General features: G+C 55.0%; 13 protein-coding genes and 1 pseudogene. 9 read left to right on the top strand and 5 right to left on the bottom strand.

Going from position 1 to position 21,140, the window contains the following annotated elements; all coding sequences use genetic code 11:
• Window positions 1-312: 312 nt before the first annotated feature.
• The 4 genes from FEM01_RS01800 to FEM01_RS01785 form a co-directional block, all read right to left on the bottom strand.
• Window positions 313-4,368 (bottom strand): NACHT domain-containing protein, encoded by a 4,056-nt coding sequence (locus tag FEM01_RS01800; RefSeq protein WP_138217574.1) that lies wholly within the window; start codon window positions 4,366-4,368, stop codon window positions 313-315.
• Between the two features lie 484 nt (window positions 4,369-4,852).
• The gene (locus tag FEM01_RS01795; RefSeq protein WP_138217573.1) at window positions 4,853-5,215 is read right to left on the bottom strand and encodes a hypothetical protein; all 363 of its coding nucleotides are present in this window, start codon (window positions 5,213-5,215) and stop codon (window positions 4,853-4,855) included.
• Window positions 5,216-5,263: 48 nt separating this feature from the next.
• Complete coding sequence (locus tag FEM01_RS24550) at window positions 5,264-7,651, bottom strand: UvrD-helicase domain-containing protein (RefSeq protein WP_138217572.1); 2,388 nt, start codon at window positions 7,649-7,651, stop codon at window positions 5,264-5,266.
• Window positions 7,648-9,903, bottom strand: coding sequence for an AAA family ATPase (locus FEM01_RS01785; protein ID WP_138217571.1), 2,256 nt, complete (start codon window positions 9,901-9,903; stop codon window positions 7,648-7,650). The genes FEM01_RS24550 and FEM01_RS01785 overlap by 4 nt, the downstream gene beginning before the upstream one ends.
• A gap of 399 nt (window positions 9,904-10,302) precedes the next feature.
• Between FEM01_RS01785 and FEM01_RS01780 the strand changes: the two genes are divergently transcribed.
• The 7 genes from FEM01_RS01780 to FEM01_RS01750 all read left to right on the top strand — a co-directional run bounded on the left by FEM01_RS01780 (window position 10,303) and on the right by FEM01_RS01750 (window position 18,840).
• Window positions 10,303-11,139, top strand: a complete 837-nt coding sequence (locus FEM01_RS01780; RefSeq protein WP_138217570.1) for a helix-turn-helix transcriptional regulator — start codon at window positions 10,303-10,305, stop codon at window positions 11,137-11,139.
• Window positions 11,121-12,608: a Wadjet anti-phage system protein JetA family protein gene (locus FEM01_RS01775; protein ID WP_138217569.1), complete on the top strand. Its 1,488-nt coding sequence runs from the start codon at window positions 11,121-11,123 to the stop codon at window positions 12,606-12,608. Before FEM01_RS01780 ends, FEM01_RS01775 begins: the two co-directional genes overlap by 19 nt.
• 2 nt (window positions 12,609-12,610) lie before the next feature.
• Window positions 12,611-13,288: a DUF4194 domain-containing protein gene (locus FEM01_RS01770; protein ID WP_092250095.1), complete on the top strand. Its 678-nt coding sequence runs from the start codon at window positions 12,611-12,613 to the stop codon at window positions 13,286-13,288.
• The gene (locus FEM01_RS01765) at window positions 13,285-16,731 is read left to right on the top strand and encodes an SbcC/MukB-like Walker B domain-containing protein (protein ID WP_138217568.1); all 3,447 of its coding nucleotides are present in this window, start codon (window positions 13,285-13,287) and stop codon (window positions 16,729-16,731) included. The genes FEM01_RS01770 and FEM01_RS01765 overlap by 4 nt, the downstream gene beginning before the upstream one ends.
• Window positions 16,728-17,894, top strand: a complete 1,167-nt coding sequence (locus tag FEM01_RS01760) for a Wadjet anti-phage system protein JetD domain-containing protein (protein ID WP_138217567.1) — start codon at window positions 16,728-16,730, stop codon at window positions 17,892-17,894. The genes FEM01_RS01765 and FEM01_RS01760 overlap by 4 nt, the downstream gene beginning before the upstream one ends.
• A 167-nt stretch (window positions 17,895-18,061) precedes the next feature.
• Complete coding sequence (locus FEM01_RS01755) at window positions 18,062-18,379, top strand: type II toxin-antitoxin system PrlF family antitoxin (protein ID WP_092250104.1); 318 nt, start codon at window positions 18,062-18,064, stop codon at window positions 18,377-18,379.
• On the top strand, window positions 18,379-18,840 hold the full coding sequence (locus tag FEM01_RS01750) for a type II toxin-antitoxin system YhaV family toxin (protein ID WP_092250107.1): 462 nt from the start codon (window positions 18,379-18,381) through the stop codon (window positions 18,838-18,840). Before FEM01_RS01755 ends, FEM01_RS01750 begins: the two co-directional genes overlap by 1 nt.
• A 723-nt stretch (window positions 18,841-19,563) precedes the next feature.
• Here FEM01_RS01750 and FEM01_RS24470 read toward each other — a convergent pair.
• Window positions 19,564-19,845: pseudogene (locus FEM01_RS24470) on the bottom strand (methyl-accepting chemotaxis protein); the annotation flags it as partial.
• 291 nt (window positions 19,846-20,136) lie between these two features.
• On the opposite strand from FEM01_RS24470, the gene FEM01_RS01740 reads away from it, so the two are divergent.
• Window positions 20,137-20,730, top strand: coding sequence for a GNAT family N-acetyltransferase (locus tag FEM01_RS01740; protein ID WP_138217566.1), 594 nt, complete (start codon window positions 20,137-20,139; stop codon window positions 20,728-20,730).
• The gene (locus FEM01_RS01735; protein ID WP_138217565.1) at window positions 20,727-21,086 is read left to right on the top strand and encodes a cupin domain-containing protein; all 360 of its coding nucleotides are present in this window, start codon (window positions 20,727-20,729) and stop codon (window positions 21,084-21,086) included. The genes FEM01_RS01740 and FEM01_RS01735 overlap by 4 nt, the downstream gene beginning before the upstream one ends.
• Window positions 21,087-21,140: the final 54 nt, after the last annotated feature.

Raw genomic sequence — 21,140 nt, 5'->3', positions numbered from 1 at the left:
CTTTACCAGTAATCTGATGGTATGCGTGCCCTTCGCCCGCCAGCAGGACATCCCGCAGATTTGCGTAAAGGGAGCTGAGCACCAGGTGCGGAATACGTTGGAGAAGGCTTCGGTAGATCCGAAACGCCTCTAGATCGAAGTCTCCCCAGAACTCGATAACCGAGTGGGTAAGCAAGCTGCTTAGTTCAGCTACTTCGGGATTTCTCCGCAATTGGATCAGGTCCGCCCAACTACCACTCAGGAGGCTCTGCAGCTGCTTCTCATACGCCTCACCGCTCCTGGAAAGCCCGTATCCGCGATCTCAATTCCCAGCTACGGCATATCCAGCGGCTGTGCCAAACAAATCCCCTGACGCCGGTTGCTCCGGGTCAGATCCATGACCACCACGTGGATCAGACTACGTCTTTCCTGTGGAATAAGTTCAATCAAGGCATTACGCATTTCTTCAGCAGAGGTCGGAGTCTCAACTCCCTTTGGGGGGCTGCATGGAAGACTATTTTGCGAAACCCGTGTTCCGAACCATAGCACGCAGAAAATACCCCTTTGGTCCGAGCGCCAATCAATCAGGTATTGGCGATCCAACTGGCTACTTGCCGCATGCCATACTTTTGAGTGCCATTGCCCCTTGACCTCTAGTGGCAGCTGAATAGTGCCGCAACGAAACGCGAGGTCCACCCGCTTGTTTTCGGGCATATCTACTTCACTCATCATTGAGACTTCATACCTCTCCAGACGAGATCGCAACATGCCTGCAAGGTCGTCGCGACAGCGGTTTTCTTCACGAGGCTCTTCGCTGTCATTCCAGAACATGCGTACTGGATCAAGCTCATCACCCTGTAAAATGTTCTGCACGACCGCGAGCTCCTCCACGATCAGCATCTTGAGATCCTCAGCGTTGCAAGGCCGCTCACCGCCTAGAAGTAGCTTCAGCTGCTCTGGCTCGATGGGCCTGAACATTTCCTCTGTATTCTTTTGTCGCTGGCTAACCTGTGCGTGCTTCAGCAGTTCGCTGTAGCTGTCGCTGGGTTCTGAAACCAATCGGGAGATTGCCCAGCAGGCATCGTCGGTCGTTTCTGCAGACAGCCGTTCGATGAGCAGGATAATGAAGCGAGACGCCTCGTCAGCATCGTCTTGATGTCGCACCCTTCCATCTGAGGGTAGGATCGGCCAGAAACGCCGGAACTGCGAAACAATCCACTCGGCCTGTCCTGCGCTGTGCTCCACCAACCGTCGGTTGCGCTCCAGCGTGAAAACGTCGCGCAATTTCCAGATAAACTCCGGTGCACTCAGCCTGTCGGCAAACTGGGCTTGCGCGTCTTCAAAATCGATCAGTACCTTCAACGCCAACCACTTTGAGTCAATTTTGGGGTCACTGCCCCTCCCATACAAGCGTGCATTGGCAATCTGGAGTAGTCTGTTTGACTCTCCTGAATCTAGGAGAAATAGAAATAGCTGCTTTTCTACTTCCGCATTCAGCGAACCCGCCCGAGCAAGCCATTCAGCTGCTAACACTATCGTCGTCGATCGCCAACTTTCAATAGTGACTAACCGGGTAATTCCCGGAATTACGCTCTGATCAACTTGCAGCGCTGGTTCTATCCACAGTCGGGCGAACGCTTCACGATCGTATTCTGTGCTAAGTACGATTTTCTCAAGCTCCAGACTAAGGTTGTATCGGTCTGGGTCGTTGGGCATTCGCCCCTGCTGATAACACAGCAAAAGCCCGGTTTTCAATAAATCGTGAGACAGGTCGGTAAACCCCACCTGACGACGCAGCCGGCACAAGAGCGCGGCGAAGATGGGTAAATTGAAAAGGTAATGCCGATTCTGAGCTAGCGCTTTAGCAACATCGGCTGCTGATGGCAGATCAGTCCGCTGTAACACAGCCTCAAAACCGATCAGCGCATCACGCGTCAGAGCCTTGCCGCACCAAAGTTTTAGCCGCTCCAACGCTGGGAGGGCGGTATGGAAAAGGCGTAGCGATCCAAGATAGTGTTTGGCCGGAAGTTCGATGAACGGAAGCTCCCCCGCGCGCAACTCGCTTTTGTGCTGACGATAATAACAGCGCAGCGAACGCCTCTCCTGGAGAGTTTTTCTGCGCTCACACGAAATAGCAAGTGCTTCACGCTCTCTCGAGCTTGCTGCTGACTGGGCGATTGAGTCGATCCTCCGCTCAATAAAATCTGCAAGTTGTGAGCAACCCGCTTCAAATTTTAGGCTCGCCGAGCGTAGCTCTTGGTCAATTCCACAGGAATAGGCTGCCGAATCAACCAAACCCTGCCAATCCTCACGCATGCCCCCGTCCTGGTTGCTGAACGTAGCGAGATACTCCATGAAATGAAGGTGGTCGTCCTTCGTTAGTTCTATCAGGTGCTCCTGCAAGATGGTTGCCTGGTAGAGGAAGATGTACCTACGTGCGTCTCCGAATAGAGCGTGGTGCTGAACGGCACGGCGCAATTGATTATCACTCGCCAATAGGCGTAGCAAAGACATCATCGCGAGCCCATTGCGGTCTGCGTGGGAGAGCATGCCAAGCCACTCCCATAGCACGCTTGGATTACTGCGGGTGACGACTCGTTCCGCAATCGCTCGCGTCACCAGCGAGGCAACGAGTTCGTGAATTTCGAAGGTGGCGGTGAAGTCCCGAGCATCTACCAGATCAATACGATTCGCAAGTAAGGCCAAAACCGGCGCCAGTTCAGACGTTGAAAGCTGGTCCGACAGCGATGAATATTCGCCTAGCCTATGCCCTTGGGGCTGCGGCGATCGGGGCAGCTCACAAAAACTCACTCCCAATCTTGCCAGTGTAGTTTCGACCAACAGTTCGGAATTTATTGTGAAACCGAGCATTTCGATAATCAGATAGGCAAGCTCGGCGGAGTTTCTTCTGATTTGAAGCAGCAATGCAGCAATTAAATCCTCCCACTCATCGCATTTGTACAGTGGCTTTAATGCAAGTGCAGAGGCGTATCGTTCGTGCATCGTACGCTCAGCGTTCAACATTACGTCGCACAACGTTTGTTGCAGAGAACGGGCAAGCAGAGTTCCCCGGATACTTTCTATCAGCAATGAAGACAAGTGCACATTGTCTCTTGACCTGATAGCTGCATCGACTTCACTCAACATAGCCTCGATCATTAGGCTTTTAGCGGAGAGGCCTTTCCAATCATGATCACGAAAATAAGGGTCCGCTTGCGCAATTGTTTGAAGAGATTTGAGTAGATACTTGAGCTGAGCATTAGTCAATTTCGTCGTATCGGCATATTGCATTACACCTAGCGGATCCGCGGTTATGACGTCCTCTGCCAGTTCATCTCTGTGAACGGTCAGCCAGGCATGCAGTCCCCGAAAACTGGCCGGCACCCTGCCACTACCCTGGAACTGGGCTAGCAACCGACGTTGCTTACGAGGATTGTCAGCCTGCCGGCTAAGCCAGCGAGCCCCCAGAAACTCCGCGATCACCCTATGGATTGGCTTGGCACGATATAGTCCCTCACTGTTGAACAATTTGCACCGCACAATCGCTCCAGCCGCTACCGGGTCGATAAGCGCACTGAGATGGGCCAAGCCGATATCGCTGTCAGCCACTAATGCAGGCCTGGCCAGACCAATGGCCTCCTTTCCCGCTAGCAGCAGCCCGGCCATGAGTGCACCTGCTGTATCCAGTGCTTGTTCGGTGGTTAGATGCCTCAACGCATCCGCTGCGCGCCCCTCATTATGCTCTGCCCAGAGCAGCCCACAGACTCGCTCGAACAGCGCTGAGCGCGAACTGGGCAAATGGGCGTCGGTTCTTGCAACTTTCCCCATCATTTCCAGCGTCAAGGGATTGTGATAAAGCTCCGAAATGCAATCGACATCCATACGATTGAGCACTTCGCCGACCTGGCTGACGTCAAGGACTTCAGCGAGGAGTCCTTCTGCTTCAGCCCGGTTCAAAGGCTCCAGATGAAAGACAACGGCCTGCTCCGAGTAAACTTCCCCGAGCTTCACCAGCGCATAGTCAGGCCACTCCCGAGCTCTGCAGGCCAGAATGAAATCGGGATTGTCTAGGTTTTCCAGCTTCGACAGAATCTCGTCGACAGCTGCGCATTCGTCGCTGGCGATAGCCTCGTCCACACTGTCAATCAAGAGTGGCTTGCCGGACTGAATTCCTTGTAGGACTGCTGATTGCCGCATGAAGCGGCTGGCCGACACTGCCTTTACTCCCAGCTTAGCAGCGAGCGAGCTGATCAGTCTGGTCTTACCCATCCCAGGTTCGCCCAAAATTATCTTGGGAGCGCTCACGTCGAGTAGCCCGGCTTCATCAATTACCAGCTGTTTGTTATCAATGTGATAGCTGAGACGTCGTGAAATGTAAGTAGGGGCCATGACCGGCATTCTCTCCTTAGCAACCAGACTTCAACGAAAGTGAAGCATTTTGCCCTAATGGAGAAACTATCGGTAGGGACTTGACCGATGAGTGCCCTGAGAAGCGCGCTGGTCCAACAGTGTAACTGCCCCCCCTACCAGCCCCCTCTCATGCGGCGATTGCCAGTATCAAATCGTCATTTGCTCCGAATTATCGCGCACCGCCAAGAGACCGAGACCGAGACCGAGACCGAGACCGAGACCGAGACCAACCCTAGCCGTTAGGAGGCGCTGATCACAAGCACCGCCTAGATATGAGGTTCAGCTAAAGATACGATTTTTTAGCGCTGACGCGCCGTCTCAACCATTTTGATCATTGCTTCGAGACTTCCACGCTGCCTATGCCCTTCGCAGTAAGCGTCCGGCAGGCTTCGCCTAACTGACTCGTCCCTTGGCCAAATCACCGTCCACGCTAGAGTTAGTAATGAAGACATAGCGACGACTGCTATCGGCAAGCAGCTGAGCTTTGGCTCGGGATCGCGGCTTCGGCCCCTTGCCCCCCCTTCGCCTCCTTTTCGTTGACTGCGCTCGCAAACTCCTTGGCGCTCCAGGCGCCAGCGCCCTTGAACTTGATTTGCACATGCAATTCGTCGCTAGCGATGATTTTGAGGCTGGCTTCGGCCGTTTCCTCCGGCACTGCTAGAAGCGCCATTACGTCGTCGTGAGATGCTGGCTCCACCACTACTTGGTCAGTGACGGCACCCGGACCAAACATTAGGCGCAACGCCACCCAGACAGTCACCAATTTCTGGTAGTCGTAGCCGTAGTAGGACGCGTTGGCCCCACCTTCGTTGTTTCCTATGGTCATAGAGATGCTTTTCCGCTCAAGATAGTGCAACCGGCCTCAAAGACCTGACTATCCCTCTTCTTGGCCGCTGGGTTGACTTGCCAGTTTGCTCCAATCCGAGGTATAGGTGACAACGGTGCCGGTTTCGGTACACGTCAAAGAGATCTCTGCATTTAGGTTGACGCTCAAATCATCGCCGCGAATTCCCTGCCACTGTGCCAAGTACCGTAATGAACCGAACTTTCGCATTTTCTTCAACGTTCGAGAAGCGCCGCCTTTCCAGTTCAATACGGGGAGAACACCGGCCCTACACTGCTCCGCCAACTGCGGGTCTCTCCGAGCAAGTCGGCGGCCAATTTCCCAGCAGTTAATCAGTCCTCGGTCACACTCTTCCCAAACTTGCTTCCAGCTCAGGCCTTCGCGATCGGGCTCGCAGATAGACCGATAAAGTATAAGGCGTGTAGGATCCGAGCGCTCTACTATCTCTGAGCTTTTGACACCCGAAAGTTCGTCTGGGACAACGTTAATCTCCGACTCCGCGAACCAGCCACTTGTTTTTATTTTTGCCAGCGCCAACTCCGGGTTTGAAGACCAGAGCACTAAAGCCAGGCTTTCACGTGCGCGACTACAAGTGACGTAGAGCAAGCGCAACGTGCGGTCGATGGACGTCTCCCTTTTTTGCTCTACATTATTTTCATCAGTTTCGCTTAAACCCTCTGCTCCGAATATTTTGTCATAAGAAAACAGAAAGCCGCCTGCTTCCTGATCATCCATGACAACTAGGACATGCTCGAACTCCGAGCCCTTAACTACTTGATGAGTAGATAGGTTGGAGTTTCCCTCAAGATAACTTTTGTATCTCCCAACTTCACTCCAGCGCGCTTTGAACAAAGCATGCCAGCCTCGTAGCCTTCTGTCTTCAGAAGACTCCGGGACGCCACGACCAGAAACTTCGGGAGGCGGCTCGATATCTCGAAACGCCTTAGCAAGACGATCATCAATATCGAATAGACCGGCACTAATAATTGGCTCGAGGATTTGTCTGACGGTCGCATCCGTCTTTGCACATAACTCTGCAAAGTCCTTGACCGCAATATTCATCTTCGCAAGCTGCTCTTTTTGAAGATCGGTATCGATTGATAACCGGCTTAGTCGATCAAATCGGTGCAAAACCTCCATCACTAAGAACTCATCCACATCAGATCGCCCATCGAAGCAAGCAGCCAATGCCGTGACTTCACGTAGGAGTACCCGCACCGCAGCAGGCCCTGTATTCTCACCACTTCCTTGCGGAGCAGTGGAGTCGGGATCTATAAGCAATAGTGCATTGAAGACTTCAAGAAATCCCCCGCGACGGGCGGCAAGTCGGTGCTCCAAAGCTAAAATCTGAAAACCCTTACTTGGACTACCCCATTCGCGATGGCCTGAAATCTCAGTCATTGCCTGAGCGCATCGAGCTTCGCCGGCAATCTTTGCGTCGGCCGACTGGGCTGTATTACCGATGAAAATCCGTACGGTGCCTGCATTTTTTTCTATTCGTGAATGTTGCTTCACGCCTACCACCGGTTGTGTCCGGCCATCCATCTCGGTTTCCCAGATGTGATTGATCAACTCCACGATTCGCTTCTGGCTACGGTGATTCATCTGCAATGCAGGACGTGCCCACGCTTCGGGGATCAAGCCGGGTAAATCCTGGTGACCATCAGCATAAATCCGCTGGCGGTGGTCCCCAAGAAAGCCTAGAGCCAATCTTGTTGACTTTTCTTCCGCTACTTTCATTAGGGCACCAAGCATTCCCTTCATCGTATCTTGAGATTCGTCGATAAGAATTACCGGATGTCGATCCGCTAAGATTTGCCTGAGCGTAGGGCGCTCCGAAAGCAGCCATTCCGTGATTGCAATGATCTGCGCATGTTGTAGGGCACCTTCACCATAGGTATTACGGTCTGGGTGATAGATAAATCTCGGAGTGGCTTTGATGGCTTCGGCTTTTTCCTGGAGGTCCTCAAGAATACGTTTATCCTTGGGGGTAGGGCCTCTCACCCGCTGCGCAGCGGTCTCTTTTGCCTTTTCAAGATTCTGAGCATTGATGCCAAGCAGCGCTTCTCGAATGTCGTCATCGAATCCCCCGATCAACCCCCAGCAAAACCCATGAATGGTGGACACCTTAGCAAGGTCATTCTCGCCAAGACGACCGTTTATCACGGATATCGCATTTCTGGTATACGTGATTACACGGATTGATTGCCCGCGGGATCGCAGCCGAGCAGCAAACTGTGTACCAGCGTCGTGAGCTTCCACTCCCGTCAGCCGGCGCAGGGTCTCAACAAGCGTCCGTGTTTTACCGGAACCGGCACCCGCAAACAAAAAGAAACTTCGAGGCTGGGGGGCGGCCAAGTAGGCAGTGACTTCGTCGACAACATTCGCATCACGATCATTTCCCTCTAAAAGCATCATGGCTGCTCCCCCGTTGATACTGGATTCAACTCTGATTCCAGCCATGCGAGTGCATCAGTAATGTATCCGGGACAAGCAAGCGGCGCCCCAAGGGAAAGCTGTTCAAAAAGGGTCGCAGCAAAATCACCCTTTTTGAAAGACCCCCGGAGCATTTTATGCAGACTCAGGTTCAACAGCTGTAGATCGGAATGCTCCTCCACCTCCCGAGCAGCTCTCCCCAAAGCGCCCTTCTCATCGATTTTGGATTTAAACCACTCAAGATTGGTTAGGATGAAGGAGTCTTCGAACGAACTCGGCCATGGACCGCCAACTGGAATCGGGACCTGCCAGGCAAATAAAACACGATTACCCTTATGACCAGTCCAGATCTTCTCATCTAGCTTGAGCTCAGCATAACTCGAGAAATTCTTTAGTTGAGGATGCCATTGAGCAAGCGTGTCATTTGCCGACGTCAATATTGCCGAATCGGAAATTGCGGTCGCGACCCAGGTGGTCTTACCCTTCTCGCTTTTCGACTCACTAACGGGGTCAATATCCGTGATAACCACAGTAGGTATGCCCAATCGCTCTACTAATGGTTTTAGTCGGTGAGCATGGCTCCCTCCCACTCCTAGGAAAGACAGATAACGACTGCTCAATTCCTCAAAGTCACGATCTATGAAAAACGGAACAAGCATCCTCTCGGCGGTCCCCTCAACGAAGATAGCGGCGTCCGCAAATAGAAGGTCAGTATGTTGTACCTGAAAATATCTCTCCGCAAATATCCGGGTAGCTGCGTCGGCGCCAAAGGTATCCGCCAAGTTGATAACCTCAGCACTGGGCATTTCTTCAGGCTTGGTCGCCCGAACACGACGAACGTAACGGAGGCGACTGAAGCTCCCTGAGTGGGCCATATGACTCGAATGAGTACTAAGCAAAATCTGGCTGGAAAGGTGAGCGTCCGCAATTTCCTTTGGCGTGATGAGCTCAAATGCTCTCTTGGGGAAAATCCTCTGAACCTGAACATGAAGATGGGCTTCTGGCTCCTCGATTAGGACAAGATGCACCGCTGCCGGCGCGCCTTTTTCGGGACGAAGGCGAGTTTCCCGAAAGGACACCAATTGGTAACTGAGGGATTGAAGATTCTGGTAGCCAAGACCAATCGCATGCTCGGGAAGAAACTCATTGGGCTGACCGTCCAGGCGATATTGCACAGCGGTGCTGTGGTCTAGCAGGTCGGCGGTCTGAATTCGAGTCCGAAAGTGAATTTCCTGAGGATCATGAAGCCCTGGGTAACCAAGTTTTCTGACATCCTTGATCGAAGGCTCTAGGGCAGCTCTGATTTTTTCATCAAGTGCCCCTTGGGCGTTGGCTACCGCCAGTACCAATTCGGGGTGATGCCCAGCGCCAGAAGTAGAACTATTCAGATGACGACGAGCATATTGCAGCATCTGGTTCGAAAAAAGCCCGACGCGATGCGGGTCGGATCCAGGACGTGCATCAGCTTCCTCTGACCCAAGTCCTCGCTGCGCGGCAATAAAATTGACCTTGATCAACGACGAGAGATGCGTGCGCTCGATCGGTTTCGCGTATGGAGAAAGATCCTGTGGCTTGCTTGACGGATTTCCTGACAACGGCCCTTTCGCTGGATCTAGCCTATACGCGATCACGTGGCTGAGATCACCAGGAAAGCGCAGCCAGTAATCCAACAAATCCGTCGGCCATGGCCTTGCAGCAGAATCCAAGGAGCGAACAAGCTGTCGAGCTTCACGGTATCGCCACGCGAGCTGTTGAAGATCATCAATGGTAGTCGCTGGCTCTAGCCGTAAACGGACGCCTACAGCGCCACCAGCCCATCGTAAAGATGGCAGGAAAGGACTGACTACATGGTAGGCGCCAGCCTGCGCATTGAACCACAGGTCTAACGTTGGCATGGTCGCCAAAAGATCCTGAAGGTACTGATGCCAGATCTGTGGGCTGGTATCACTCGATGCAGGTGGTTCGTCAAGCGCTTCCCAAACTTCACCAAGCCTGCGTAACGTGGACCACTGATCCACGCTCAAGTCAAATGCGCCAAAAGCAGGAGAATCAGCTAAGAATTTCCTCAGGGCCAATAGAATTGAGGTCTTCCCGCTGTTGTTCGCTCCGACCAAGATAGTGGTTTGAGGATCAATCTCGAGCTCGATAGCCCCTAATCGACGAAAGCGATTTATCTCGACGTACGCGAGCTGTACATGTGGGCTGACAGCAACATTTTTTTCTTCGCCAGACATCAATACTCTTCCTTGAATACAACCGCATTGGGGGAGCTCAATCTGAGGGAGCAGAGTTTAGCTCGCTTTTGTAGCGGCCACTGGCTCAAATGATGGCCAATTGAAACCAAAGGAGCAAGCGTTGCCGCTCCTCGCCGTAGCTGGGCTACGACTCCTCGCGGCGCCTTGCCTGAACATGAAAATCGCTCGGCATTGTTACTTGCGAAAAAACACTCTAGTGCCGACGTTTTCGTCTGCACTGAAGCCCCCCGTCCTGCCGCCTGAGCCATTACAGCCAAGCATTCACAATGCTATGTCCTGTAAAAAATAATTTTACATTTTTTGTAAGCTACATTTTTCGTAAGCTATATTCGATGTACGCCATGGTTGGCGACCATTACTCCGAGCCAGTGAATCCTCATGATCAACGAGCCAATCCAGCGTTCCGAACTCCTCAAGACCCTGCTGTTGTGGGGCGGTCGACTCGGCAACGCACGCCTGCGTGAACTGTTAGGAATGAAGGTCACTCGCGTCAGTCAGATCATGAGTGAATTTCATAGCGAACACCCCAACTGGATGGAGTGGAACTCCGTCGCCCGAAGCTATCGGGCCACTCCAGCGGCTTACCGCACAAAGATCGACACCTCTTCATCGCTGGATCGTTATCTGTCATTGGTAGGGATTTCCCATACCCAGAACGAGTCGTCCAGCCAGCAAACGATATGGAATGCGTTTCCCGACATTTCCACACCTGTGCCGCGTGTGTTTGCCCAGATCAGCGAAGCCATCGAGCTCTCCCGGTGCATCCAAATCAACTACCGCTCGATGAGCAACCCTAGACCCCATCGGCGCGAGATCTCGCCTCACAGCATCGTGCGAGCCGGCCGTCGGTGGCACGTGCGTGCGTTTTGTTCGACCCGCCAGGAGTTTCGCGATTTCGCGCTGGGACGCATTGACTCCCCAAAGCTGCTGGCCACCCCTGCCGCACGGTCAGCGGACGATGACCACCCCTGGAACACACAACTTCAGGTTCGGCTGATCGCCCATCCTAGATTGAGTCAGGCGCAGCAGGAGATGATCCGGTTCGAATACTTTTCAGGTACGGCGGCGCGGGTAGAGCGCTGTCGTGCAGCGATGGTCTCGTACTTCATACAGGACCTGCGCGCAGCAACGGATACGTCGAAACAGCTCCCTCCGGAGTTTCAGTTGGCTGTCGAGAACATGGAGGATCTACGACAATGGATATTCACAGTGTAGGAGGCGCTGGCGCGAAGCTGTTCGAGCGCATACCTGATCGATTGTTCAGCCCGCTCGCCTCTACCAACCGGCTTCAGTACTGGTCGCTCCTGTGTTACCTGTACCGACGCCGTTTTGGCCCAGATGCACCGTTACCACCGAGCCGCGGCTTTGCCCCGCGGGACCTTTTACAGGATGTCGAAGACCATATCCGGTACGCGCCCGATTGGCATCTGGAGGACGGCGATGATCCAGGGCTTAGCGTGGACCAGCGGGCGTCGAACTACTTCCGCCGCTTAGTACAGGCCGGCTGGTTCCGCACCGAGAAGCATGGGCTCGCTCAAACCATTTCGATAGCGCCGCCCGTGAACCAGATGCTCACGTTGCTCATCGATTACGCGGACAAGGACCCGGTCTTCGTCTCCGGAAAAATCCACTCCATCGATGCGCTGATCACCAAAGTAATGCAGGGCGAAGGGGGCGGGGACCTGTTTCGCGAGGCAGCAGAGCAATGCCGGAATCTGCTCATCTACATCAGGACCACCGGGACCAATGTACGCGACCTGATGGCCTCGATTTCCACTCAGGAGACCACCGCAGACTACGCTCGCCGCTTCTTTCAGGACTACGTCGTCAACATGTTCATCGGCGACTACAAGGAGCTGCGCACCCAAGAACACCCCTTGGCCAAACGCCCGCATATTTTGCAGGCGGTCGAGAAGCTCGCCTCGATCCCCGAACACCGGGCCAAGCTGATGAATTGGTACATCACTCGACTGGCCGACGGAGACGAGGCAAGAGCCGCTGCGGCTTTTGGCCGCGACCTGCGACGTCTGGAGGAACTGAATCGCGTCGAGGAGTATCTTGAGCGCCTAGACGATGAGGTCCGCAGCGCAAACAAATGCGCACTGATCGTTTTGCAGTATCGACTTCAAACGATCCGTCCCATTGACGATCTGCTGCGCCAAGCCATCGACGGGCTGCTGGGCAGCGGACTGGAAGGCGGGTTTGAAGGTGCCATGGACGCCTTGCCGCAGGTGTTCGCACCGGATGCGCTGATGAGCGCTGCCAGGCTTGCACAACCGCGCAAGGAAATTCAGCGCCTACCTCCGGCGCCCCTACGAAAGGCTGTGTTGTCGGAACACACCCGGGCCGTGGGCAATCTAGTCCGACGCGCTCAGGAGCGCAGGCGCATTACTCCGGCAAAACTACGCGACTATGCCAAGGCAGCGTTAGGTGAACACGACAAGGTCAAAAGCCAGGACTTGCCCGTCGACAGCATTGAAAACCTGCGCGCCTACCAAAGCTTCAACAGTCTGGCGACGGCTCTCAAATCAAAAATCGCCACCTCCGGAATACAGGCCCGAAAGCAGATCCCGGGCTTCGATGTGGTGTGCGACGAAGACGGTACGAGCGAGCACCCCTTCCTCATCGCGCAGTCATTTCAAATCCGTCTGCGCAAAACAAAATCCGACCACAAAAGGGAATAGCCATGAACAGCCACTGGCAAGATCTGGCGAGCAATTCGAATGGATACTACGAAGAAGACGATTTTGCTGCGGCCACCTATCGTTTGGTCACGGATCAAGTGATCTATCACTCAGACCTAAAAGGGCGAAAGATCTACTCCATCATCGACCAGTACGAACGCCATATCGCCAAGGCTCTGGCACCGCTGGGAGTGACCATCGGTGTGGATCGTCAGTTGCTGTACGCCTATGCCCTTCCCCAACACCCCAGCCTCACGACAGCAACGATCCCGCAGACGATGTTCGCCCTGGTATTACGCGGGCTCTATGAGGATGGCATGCGCGCGGGCCAGGTGTCGGACGACAGTGGGGAAATCATCTGCGACTTCATCGAGCTGCAGGAAAAATACCGCCTGATGACCAACCGGGAGCTGCCGCCCAAAGGTGAGCTTGAAACCCTGATCCGCACGGCCAGACGGTGGGGCATCGTTCGTCGGCTGGAGGCCGGCGACACCCATCTGTCAGGACTGAACATCGAATCCGACGATGGTGGCATCGCGATCCGCCCCGCCATACGGGTCATCCTCGGCGAAGCCGCTCTGCAGCAGCTTGCCCTGTGGGGAGCCAAGGACCGCGACGTCGAACTGCCGCCTGCAGAAGACAGCGATGCCCAACAGCCTAGCCCGGACGACATCCCATGAAGCGCCTTGAAAGCATCAAGCTGGTCCAGTTTCTATTGTACGAAAGCGAAGAATTCCCTGTAGGAGAAACCAGCGGCATCTTCGGTCCCAACGGCAGCGGTAAAAGTTCGGCGTTGGATGCGGTCCAGATTGCGATGTTCGGGGCGAACAAGAATCACATGGCCTTCAACGCCCAAGCCGACTCATCGGGGGTCAAGATGTCGCGGTCGCTTCGCTCCTATTGCCTGGGGCAGTACGGCGACGAAATCACCCAGTGCGCACGCCCTAACGCCACGACCTACATCACTCTAACCTGGAGAAACACCGAAACGAACGAGCCGACCACGACCGGCATCTGCATTGAAGCCTCACTCGACAGTGAGGATGCGACGGTGGTGGGTCGCTATGTGGTCAACGGCATTGAACTGGCCATGGCCGACCACCTGCAATCCATTGAAGGTGACCTGACCCCCCTGCCCTGGAAGAGTTTTCGCACCCGCTTGATGGAGCGCGCGAAGATTCTCGGGGAAAACCCGTTCTACGATGACCCGTCTAGCTTTACCAAGCAGGTCCTGTTCGCGTTGAGGGGCAGGAATGGGCAACCCTCCTACGATGCCTTCATCCGGGCGTTCCGCTTCGCGCTGAGGATGAAGTTCGACAAGTCTGTCGATCACATCGTCCGCAACGATGTGCTGGAGAGAAAGCCGACGAACATCAAGAAGTTCAAGGCCATTGTCGACACCTTCAAACACCTCAATCTGCTCATCGAAAACGTTGAAAAGAAAATCGCTCAGGGCAAGAAGGTCGCCGGCCGCTACCTCGAGGCACAGACCAAGCTACGCCGTGCAGTCTCATGGCGTGGCCTGGCAGCCATTGCTCAGGAGGAGGAGGCTCAACTCGCTTGCGAAACCGCCGAGGAAGTTCTTGAACAGGCCAGAAGAACGACTCAACAGCTCAATACTGCCAGCCAGCACATGAGCGATTCACTGGCTGCCTCGGAGGGCGAACTCAGTCACCTGAGCACGCGTCAGCAACTGCATGCCGCGCACAAGGAAAATGCAGACGCCCAGCTGGATCAGCAAAATGCTCAACAGCAGCTGGCCAGAGAGACAGAAGTATTTAATGGAGACTTTCAAAAGGTCAGCAGCGCACTGGAGGGTGTTGCCCAGTCGCCTTATCTGACAGCGCTGCAAGAGCAGGCTCGATCACTTGCGGCGCGCCTGCGCTTGTTGGTCGCCACTCCGGGCTTGGCCAGCGTAGAGACCCTACGAGCGCCGCTGGACGCCATGGCAGTATTAGGGCAAGAGATCAGGGCAAAGCTGGAGACCGTCCATCAGGACCTTTCGGATCAGGCGTCCGATTTCGCAGATCAGGTGCGCATTCTGGAAGGCTCACTCAAACGGGCCGAAGAAGGACGGGCACCGCTGAGCAACTATGCCCAGATTCTGTTGGAAGAGCTGCGGGATGAGGGGCTCCATCCGACCCCGGTGTGCGATCTGGTGAAGATCACCGATGTACGTTGGCAACCGGCAATCGAAGCCTACCTGGGCAAGAACACCGAAGCCTTGTTGCTGCCTGAAGATCAGGAAGAGCAGGCGTTTGCGATCTACCGCGGCTTGAAGGGGCGCCGAACGGCCTTCGGTGTCAAGATCGTTCGCAGCAACCAAGTCAAAGTGGCCTCTATGAATCTGAACGGTCTGGCCGCAGAATTGATCGAGGGCACCAATCCCATCGCCGTCGCTTATCTGCGCGGTCAGCTCGGCAACCTGAAGCGCGCCGAGAAAACCGGCGATGCGCTCAAGGGTGAAAGAACTCTGACCGTGGACGGCATGTATGTCAGCCCGCGGGACTTTGAACGGCTCAAACTCGATGATGACAGACTGCGGATCGGCGCGGGGACGCGAAGCCAGACCGAACGAATCAAGGCCGACTTGGCATCTGCTACGCTCAAGCTCAAGCAGACACGGGAGCAACTGAGCGCTGTCAAAGACACGCTGGACCTTACCAACGGTTTCGGCAGCGAGCTTGCCAGCCGCCTGCTCGTTAGCCGGATGACGGCGTACGAACAAGCCGTTCGCCAGAGTGAGCTTGCTGACCAGCGGGTGGCCAACATCGCAGACGCGGAATACCTCGAGATCTGCGAACGTATAGCGACACTTCAGCGTGACGTGAATCAGCTCAAGCTGAAGGAGCGAGCAGCCTCTACAGCCGCCGCGAGAAGCGAATCACTTATTCCCGGGCTGGTAGCCGCTCATACCAGCAGCAAGCTTCATTATGAGCAATGCGTTCTGCTCAAGCAGCAATGCCGTGAGCAGGTCGACTATGACGCCGGTTTCGTGTCTGCCGAATGGAGCCGACTGATCGAGCGTTTCGAATCGCCACAGGCGATGGTTGCCCATTGCAACCGAGAGTCCCAGCAAGACGAGCAGGCCGGAACCAAACTGGCAACCAGCGCGCAAACCCAATTGTGGGCCTACCTTCAGGAACACCGAGAGTCCCTGACTCAACAGGATCTAGAGGACTGGCGGATCGCCAAGGCCTGGATCGACAGCTATGTACAAAAGCTCGAAGTCACCGAGCTTCCCGAATACAAAGCGCAGGCCCAAGATGCGTATCAAGCCTCTCAGGAAACGTTTCGGCGGGACGTGGCCATCGCGCTCAACACCAACGTTGTGTTTCTTCGACAGACCTTCGAACGGCTCAACGCAGCCTTGAGCAGTACTCCACTGTTTACCAATGGGGAGCGCTACCAGTTCATGTACAAGACCCGGCCACAGTACAAAACTCTGCTCGATTTCATCAAAAAAGTCGCTGACTACGGCGTAGACGGCGGGCTGTTTGGTGAGGCTGGCACCATTCCGCCTGAGTTTGAAGAGTTACTCAAGGAAAAGGCCACTGCTGGCAATGCAGGCGAGAAAAGCCCACTGGATGACTATCGTGAATTCTACGAATTCGATATTCGCATCGAGCAGGTCGCACCGGACGGCACCGAAAAGACCATTGGCCATCTGAGCAAGCGGATTGGCTCGGGCTCAGGAGGCGAGCATCGTGCTCCGCTGTACGTCATCGCCGGTGCTGGCCTGTGGTCCGCGTACCGCATGGACCATGGTGCCAATGACGGCTTACGCCTGATCATGCTGGATGAAGCATTCGACAAAATGGACACCTCCAACATTGTGGCCACGATGAAGTATCTGCAGGAGCTTGGCCTGCAGGTCCTGCTTGCAAGCCCTGGAGAAAATCTCGGGATCCTCAACGCATTTCTCGACAACTACTTCGAGATTCAGAAGGACGCCGTGCGCCACGCGGTACAGGTTGATCGAGTGGATGTTACCCAGGCGATGCGGGATCAATTCCGTGAGGATCTCTGGGAATTTCATCCAGAGCTGATCGAAGAAGAGATGCTGTCGATGAAGGCGAAGTCAAACGGCCCTCAGATCTCTCCTGACGGGGCGGCGCTATGACAGAACAGATCGCCCAGGAGCTTCTTCTGAAACTGCTAAAAATGGGTAACAAATCAGAGGCGGGAGTGCGTCAGCATGCCCCCGCGCTGACTACTGCCAAACTCAAGCCTTATGGGTCGCTGAGAAACTGGCATCAGAAACGTGAGTGCGAGGAAATCTTCCTCGCCGCACGGGATGCCGGCGCTATCAACTTCTTGCGCGACAAACTCAATCCTGAGGACGGGCTCATCGAGCGGATTGAGCTGATCGATATCTCCGTACTCGCCCGTTTTTTGAAGCAGACAACACATCAAGAGATCATGGCCGATGCCAGAGAGCTGCTTGCACCTCATCTGGCGCGGTATGACGTGCTGGAGGAGGTCATCGAGCGGTGGTCGCGCATGGCCAATGTGCGTAGTTACGGACCGACAGACGCAAGCAACTGGATCGAGGCCATCACCGTAATCGACCAGTGTTTGCAGATGCAGGACGTTACACTATCGCCCGTGCGCGAAATGAGCGCCCGCCTGCTTCGCAACAGCAAAAGGATCGAGCAACTGACAGTCCAACTGGATGTTCTGCTGCAAGGGTCGATTGAAGCGACGGCGAGAACACCCGCAGAGATCTGGCAGGAGCTTGGCCTGTTCAAGGAGGAGCAACCTGTACTGCTGGCCGGCAACGTGGCCATCGTCAGGACTCGGGTGACGGCCATGCTCGACGAGCCGTATACAGGTTTGCCTGCGACTGCCATTCAGTCGATCTCAGGGCCAGTAGAAAGCGTGCTTACCATCGAAAACCTAACTACGTTCCATTCTGAGGCCAAGCGTCATCCTAGTCGTCCCACTTTACTAATCTACACAGCTGGCATGCCATCCCCGGCGTGGCGGGCTATGTATCAGCGATTGTTGTCGGGCATTGCGCCAGGAACGCCCGTTCATCACTGGGGGGATGTCGACGAAGGCGGCTTTCGCATCGCCTCTGTTCTGGCCAAGACATCAGCGGCCGCCGGTCATGCGCTCATGCCTTATGCCATGACTCCAGACCACGTCCCTGTGAGCATGAGAAAGCCAGCCTCGAAACGGACACTGACCCGGATGAAGCATTTCGCAGAATTAGCGGGCTGGGCAAGCCTGGGTAAGGAGTTGTTCGAGGCAGGGTTTATTGTCGAACAGGAAGCGCTTTAGGGGCTGTACGCAATCCCGAGAAACCTATCATTTCCCTGGAAGTGGTGTAACTCATCCTGCGGCGCTATTGAGCGTCCTCCCCGCCTATGCTTGATCAGCAGAAAGCCAAGATTGACCGTGTAAGGATTTTTCCTTACTATTCAATCAATACATCCGGGAGAACGCCCATGCCTGCCATCCACGAAATCGCAACGCTAACCTCGAAGGGACAGGTCACACTGCCCAAATCCGTTCGCCAGCTTTTGGGCATTGACACTGGTGGCAAAATTGCATTTGACGTACGCGGGGGTGAAATCGTGGTCAGCCGCGTAGAAACCACCCACGAAGACCCTGCCATCGGTGCGTTCCTGGGTTTGCTGGAGGCTGATATCCGAGGCGGCCGCAACCTCACCACTCTGCCAGAAGACTTGGCGCAAACCATGCTCGCCAACGCAAAGCACTCCGTAAACCTGGACGAAGATATCGATGGTGAGGTCGCGATCTGATGCTGCGAAATGGCTGGACCCTGTTGTTCCATGAAGGTGTGACTTTACAGCTACGCAAATTGCACGAAGCCGCCGCCCGAGCTGAACAGAACGATCCGCAAGGTTTTGAGAGCAACGCCAACGTCAAGCTATTTCGGGCATTGAGCCATCTGATCATGGAGGCTGTACCTGCCGACCCAGGCCGTGATGAGTTCCGCCAAGGCAACACGCTGGGCACCGCCTACAGACATTGGCGCCGAGCAAAAATCGGCAGGCGCTTTCGGCTGTTCTTTCGCTACGACTCAAGGTCCAAGGTCATCGTCTATGCATGGGTCAACGACGAAAATACCCTACGGTCCGCAGGCAGCAAATCAGATCCCTACGCCGTATTCGAGAAGATGCTGGGCCGCGGCAACCCTCCTGATGACTGGGATGCGCTGACTGCTGCGACGCGTAGCGACTGGGACGAGCCCAAAGCATAAGTTGCGCGACTGGGTGAGGGATGAATCTTTTCAATCATGCGGTCGCCGATGTACTTACCGGTGTTCTGATCACAGCTGTTCCGTTAGCTGCTATTTCTGTATTCGATCAGAACAAAGGCGAGTTCCTATTCCGCCGCATCGACACTAAGGCACTAGACGTCCCTGATGTAACCGCAGAGCCAAGGCCGACATCGGCATAAGCGGTACCTAGGCACGCGGGCGCTCGCACTCGACCGCCCGCTAGCTGCGCCTGACTACCCGACACATGTCGAAACCGCACCGGCCACTTTGCGTTAGCGGGGCCGAACAAGAACTGGGCTGCGCATAACCAGCTTTGGTTTCCAGGTCAACGAGGGAGAACGTCTGGGCGTTCCACTTCCCTACCCCCGTTTGGGCGTACACTGAAAGCCACCCGGAGCCATGCTGGAATTTGTCAGGAATCGCCATTCGCGATCGCTCACATAGCCAGTGCGGTTGGGGGCAATAATGGGGGCACATTTGACTTTTTTCTGCCTGAAAACACCGTCCTAGAGCCTAGTCAAAATGTTCTTTGGCGATCCCGATAGCTTGTGACGGGCCGCTACCGCCCCCATAAATCAAAAAAATCAGTGGCTTAGTTGGTTTAGACGTTCCCGGACGGTTGTCGTCCTGCACGTATTAACAGCCTGGCAACTGTCTCTGCCGTACCTTTTTGAATGAGGCCGATAATTTTCTCGATCCCAGCGTCGAAGCACCGGTACGCTGGGTCAACGCACGTACCTCGTCAGCGAGCACTGCAAAATCCCCTACCCGCATTACCGGCACGAGCAGCCTCGATGGCCGCATTGAGCGCCAGCAGATTGGTTTGCTCAGCCACCCACTGAATAACGTCCAATACCCGGCTTAAGTAGTCCCCAGCGATGCCTTGGCAACTTCAGACGCGCATACCGCGTTACTGGCAACTTCATCAACAGCCGCACTCATTTCCGTCACAGCCGCAACGGCCTGCTCGATTTCGATGCGTTGTTGGCCACCATCTTAGCGAGTTGTCCAGCTCCGCCGACGTGCTGCACAACCTGCTGGCTTGCCGCCCAGGCTAACCTCCCTCAACGCCAGTCACCCCAACTGAGCCGATCCAGGTCAACTCGCACCACAACCCGAGTGCACACATCACTGGATGCCAGTGCACCGTCGCAGGTTGTGCTGAAGGTGTTCGCCTGGAGCATGATGGGAACCGTTCAAAACGCCTACCCTGCCCCCTTTCAACGGCGTAATCCTGAAAAACCTACCTCACCCGATCCCAGCGGAGCACTGTACATGGCTGTCGACTTCCGACCTGCTCATGCCTCGGACGCGCACGATATTGCGCGCTTCTTTCAACTGACATCAGAGGGTATGGCCGATTACATATGGAGCAAGCTTGCCGCACCTGGGGAGGCATTGCTGAGTGTCGGTGTATCTCGCTACGCCAGGGAGCAGGGCGACTTTTCCTATAAGAACTGCCTGATGGCCACGTTCGAGGGGCGCGTCATCGGCATGATGCATAGCTATGCCTTGCAAGACACCGCTGAAAGGGCTGTCGAGACCGACCCAGTCCTCGCACCTTATTCAGACATGGAAATACCCAATACCTTGTATATATCCAGCCTGGCGCTGGATGAAGCCTGGCGCAGTCAGGGGCTGGGCGTGCAGTTTCTTCGTCACGCGCAACAGCGCGCCGAGGACTTTGGCCTGGACGGGCTATGCCTGATCGACTATGCAGAAAACCACGGTGCACGCCGCTTCTACGAACGCCACGGTTTTCACATTGTTAAAACCTGCCAAATCGTTCCACACCCGATGCTTGGCGTAACCGGTGAAGCCTATTTGATGTATCGCCCCAACCCTAACGTGCTCGAGAAAAAACCATGAACAAGAAACTGACCGTGTTCCGCGACCTGGATATCCAAGCGGTGCGCGACCTGCCATTTTTTGAAGAGGTCGTGGAAGGCGACCCTCATACGCTGACGTCCAAGTATTATCACGATGAACAGCAAGGTCGTATTTCAGGCGAATGGGAAGCCACTGCCGGCGCATGGCGTATCGATTACAAAGTCTGGGAGTTCTGCCATGTCCTGAGTGGACGCTGCGTGATCGAGCTTGAGGGCTCTGCCCCGGTCACACTGGCCGCTGGCGATACGTTCATTATCGAACCGGGCGCCAAGGGCAGATGGACAGTGCTGGAAGATATGAAAAAGAACTTCGTGATCCTCTTGCCAGCGAACTAGTGCCCCGGCTCGAAAGCAAGCTGTTCACGTGTGGCGGCGGCTTGGCGGAGACGC

The sequence above is a fragment of the Pseudomonas mosselii genome (genome assembly GCF_005796105.1).
Classification (GTDB): domain Bacteria; phylum Pseudomonadota; class Gammaproteobacteria; order Pseudomonadales; family Pseudomonadaceae; genus Aquipseudomonas; species Aquipseudomonas mosselii_C.
This window is presented reverse-complemented; position numbering and strand designations above follow the sequence as displayed.

Coding starts and splice junctions, on each gene's coding strand:
- FEM01_RS01800 (WP_138217574.1), bottom strand. CDS start 4,368: ATGGCCCCTACTTACATTTCACGACGTCTCAGCTATCACATTGATAAC.
- FEM01_RS01795 (WP_138217573.1), bottom strand. CDS start 5,215: ATGACCATAGGAAACAACGAAGGTGGGGCCAACGCGTCCTACTACGGC.
- FEM01_RS24550 (WP_138217572.1), bottom strand. CDS start 7,651: ATGATGCTTTTAGAGGGAAATGATCGTGATGCGAATGTTGTCGACGAA.
- FEM01_RS01785 (WP_138217571.1), bottom strand. CDS start 9,903: ATGTCTGGCGAAGAAAAAAATGTTGCTGTCAGCCCACATGTACAGCTC.
- FEM01_RS01780 (WP_138217570.1), top strand. CDS start 10,303: ATGATCAACGAGCCAATCCAGCGTTCCGAACTCCTCAAGACCCTGCTG.
- FEM01_RS01775 (WP_138217569.1), top strand. CDS start 11,121: ATGGATATTCACAGTGTAGGAGGCGCTGGCGCGAAGCTGTTCGAGCGC.
- FEM01_RS01770 (WP_092250095.1), top strand. CDS start 12,611: ATGAACAGCCACTGGCAAGATCTGGCGAGCAATTCGAATGGATACTAC.
- FEM01_RS01765 (WP_138217568.1), top strand. CDS start 13,285: ATGAAGCGCCTTGAAAGCATCAAGCTGGTCCAGTTTCTATTGTACGAA.
- FEM01_RS01760 (WP_138217567.1), top strand. CDS start 16,728: ATGACAGAACAGATCGCCCAGGAGCTTCTTCTGAAACTGCTAAAAATG.
- FEM01_RS01755 (WP_092250104.1), top strand. CDS start 18,062: ATGCCTGCCATCCACGAAATCGCAACGCTAACCTCGAAGGGACAGGTC.
- FEM01_RS01750 (WP_092250107.1), top strand. CDS start 18,379: ATGCTGCGAAATGGCTGGACCCTGTTGTTCCATGAAGGTGTGACTTTA.
- FEM01_RS01740 (WP_138217566.1), top strand. CDS start 20,137: ATGGCTGTCGACTTCCGACCTGCTCATGCCTCGGACGCGCACGATATT.
- FEM01_RS01735 (WP_138217565.1), top strand. CDS start 20,727: ATGAACAAGAAACTGACCGTGTTCCGCGACCTGGATATCCAAGCGGTG.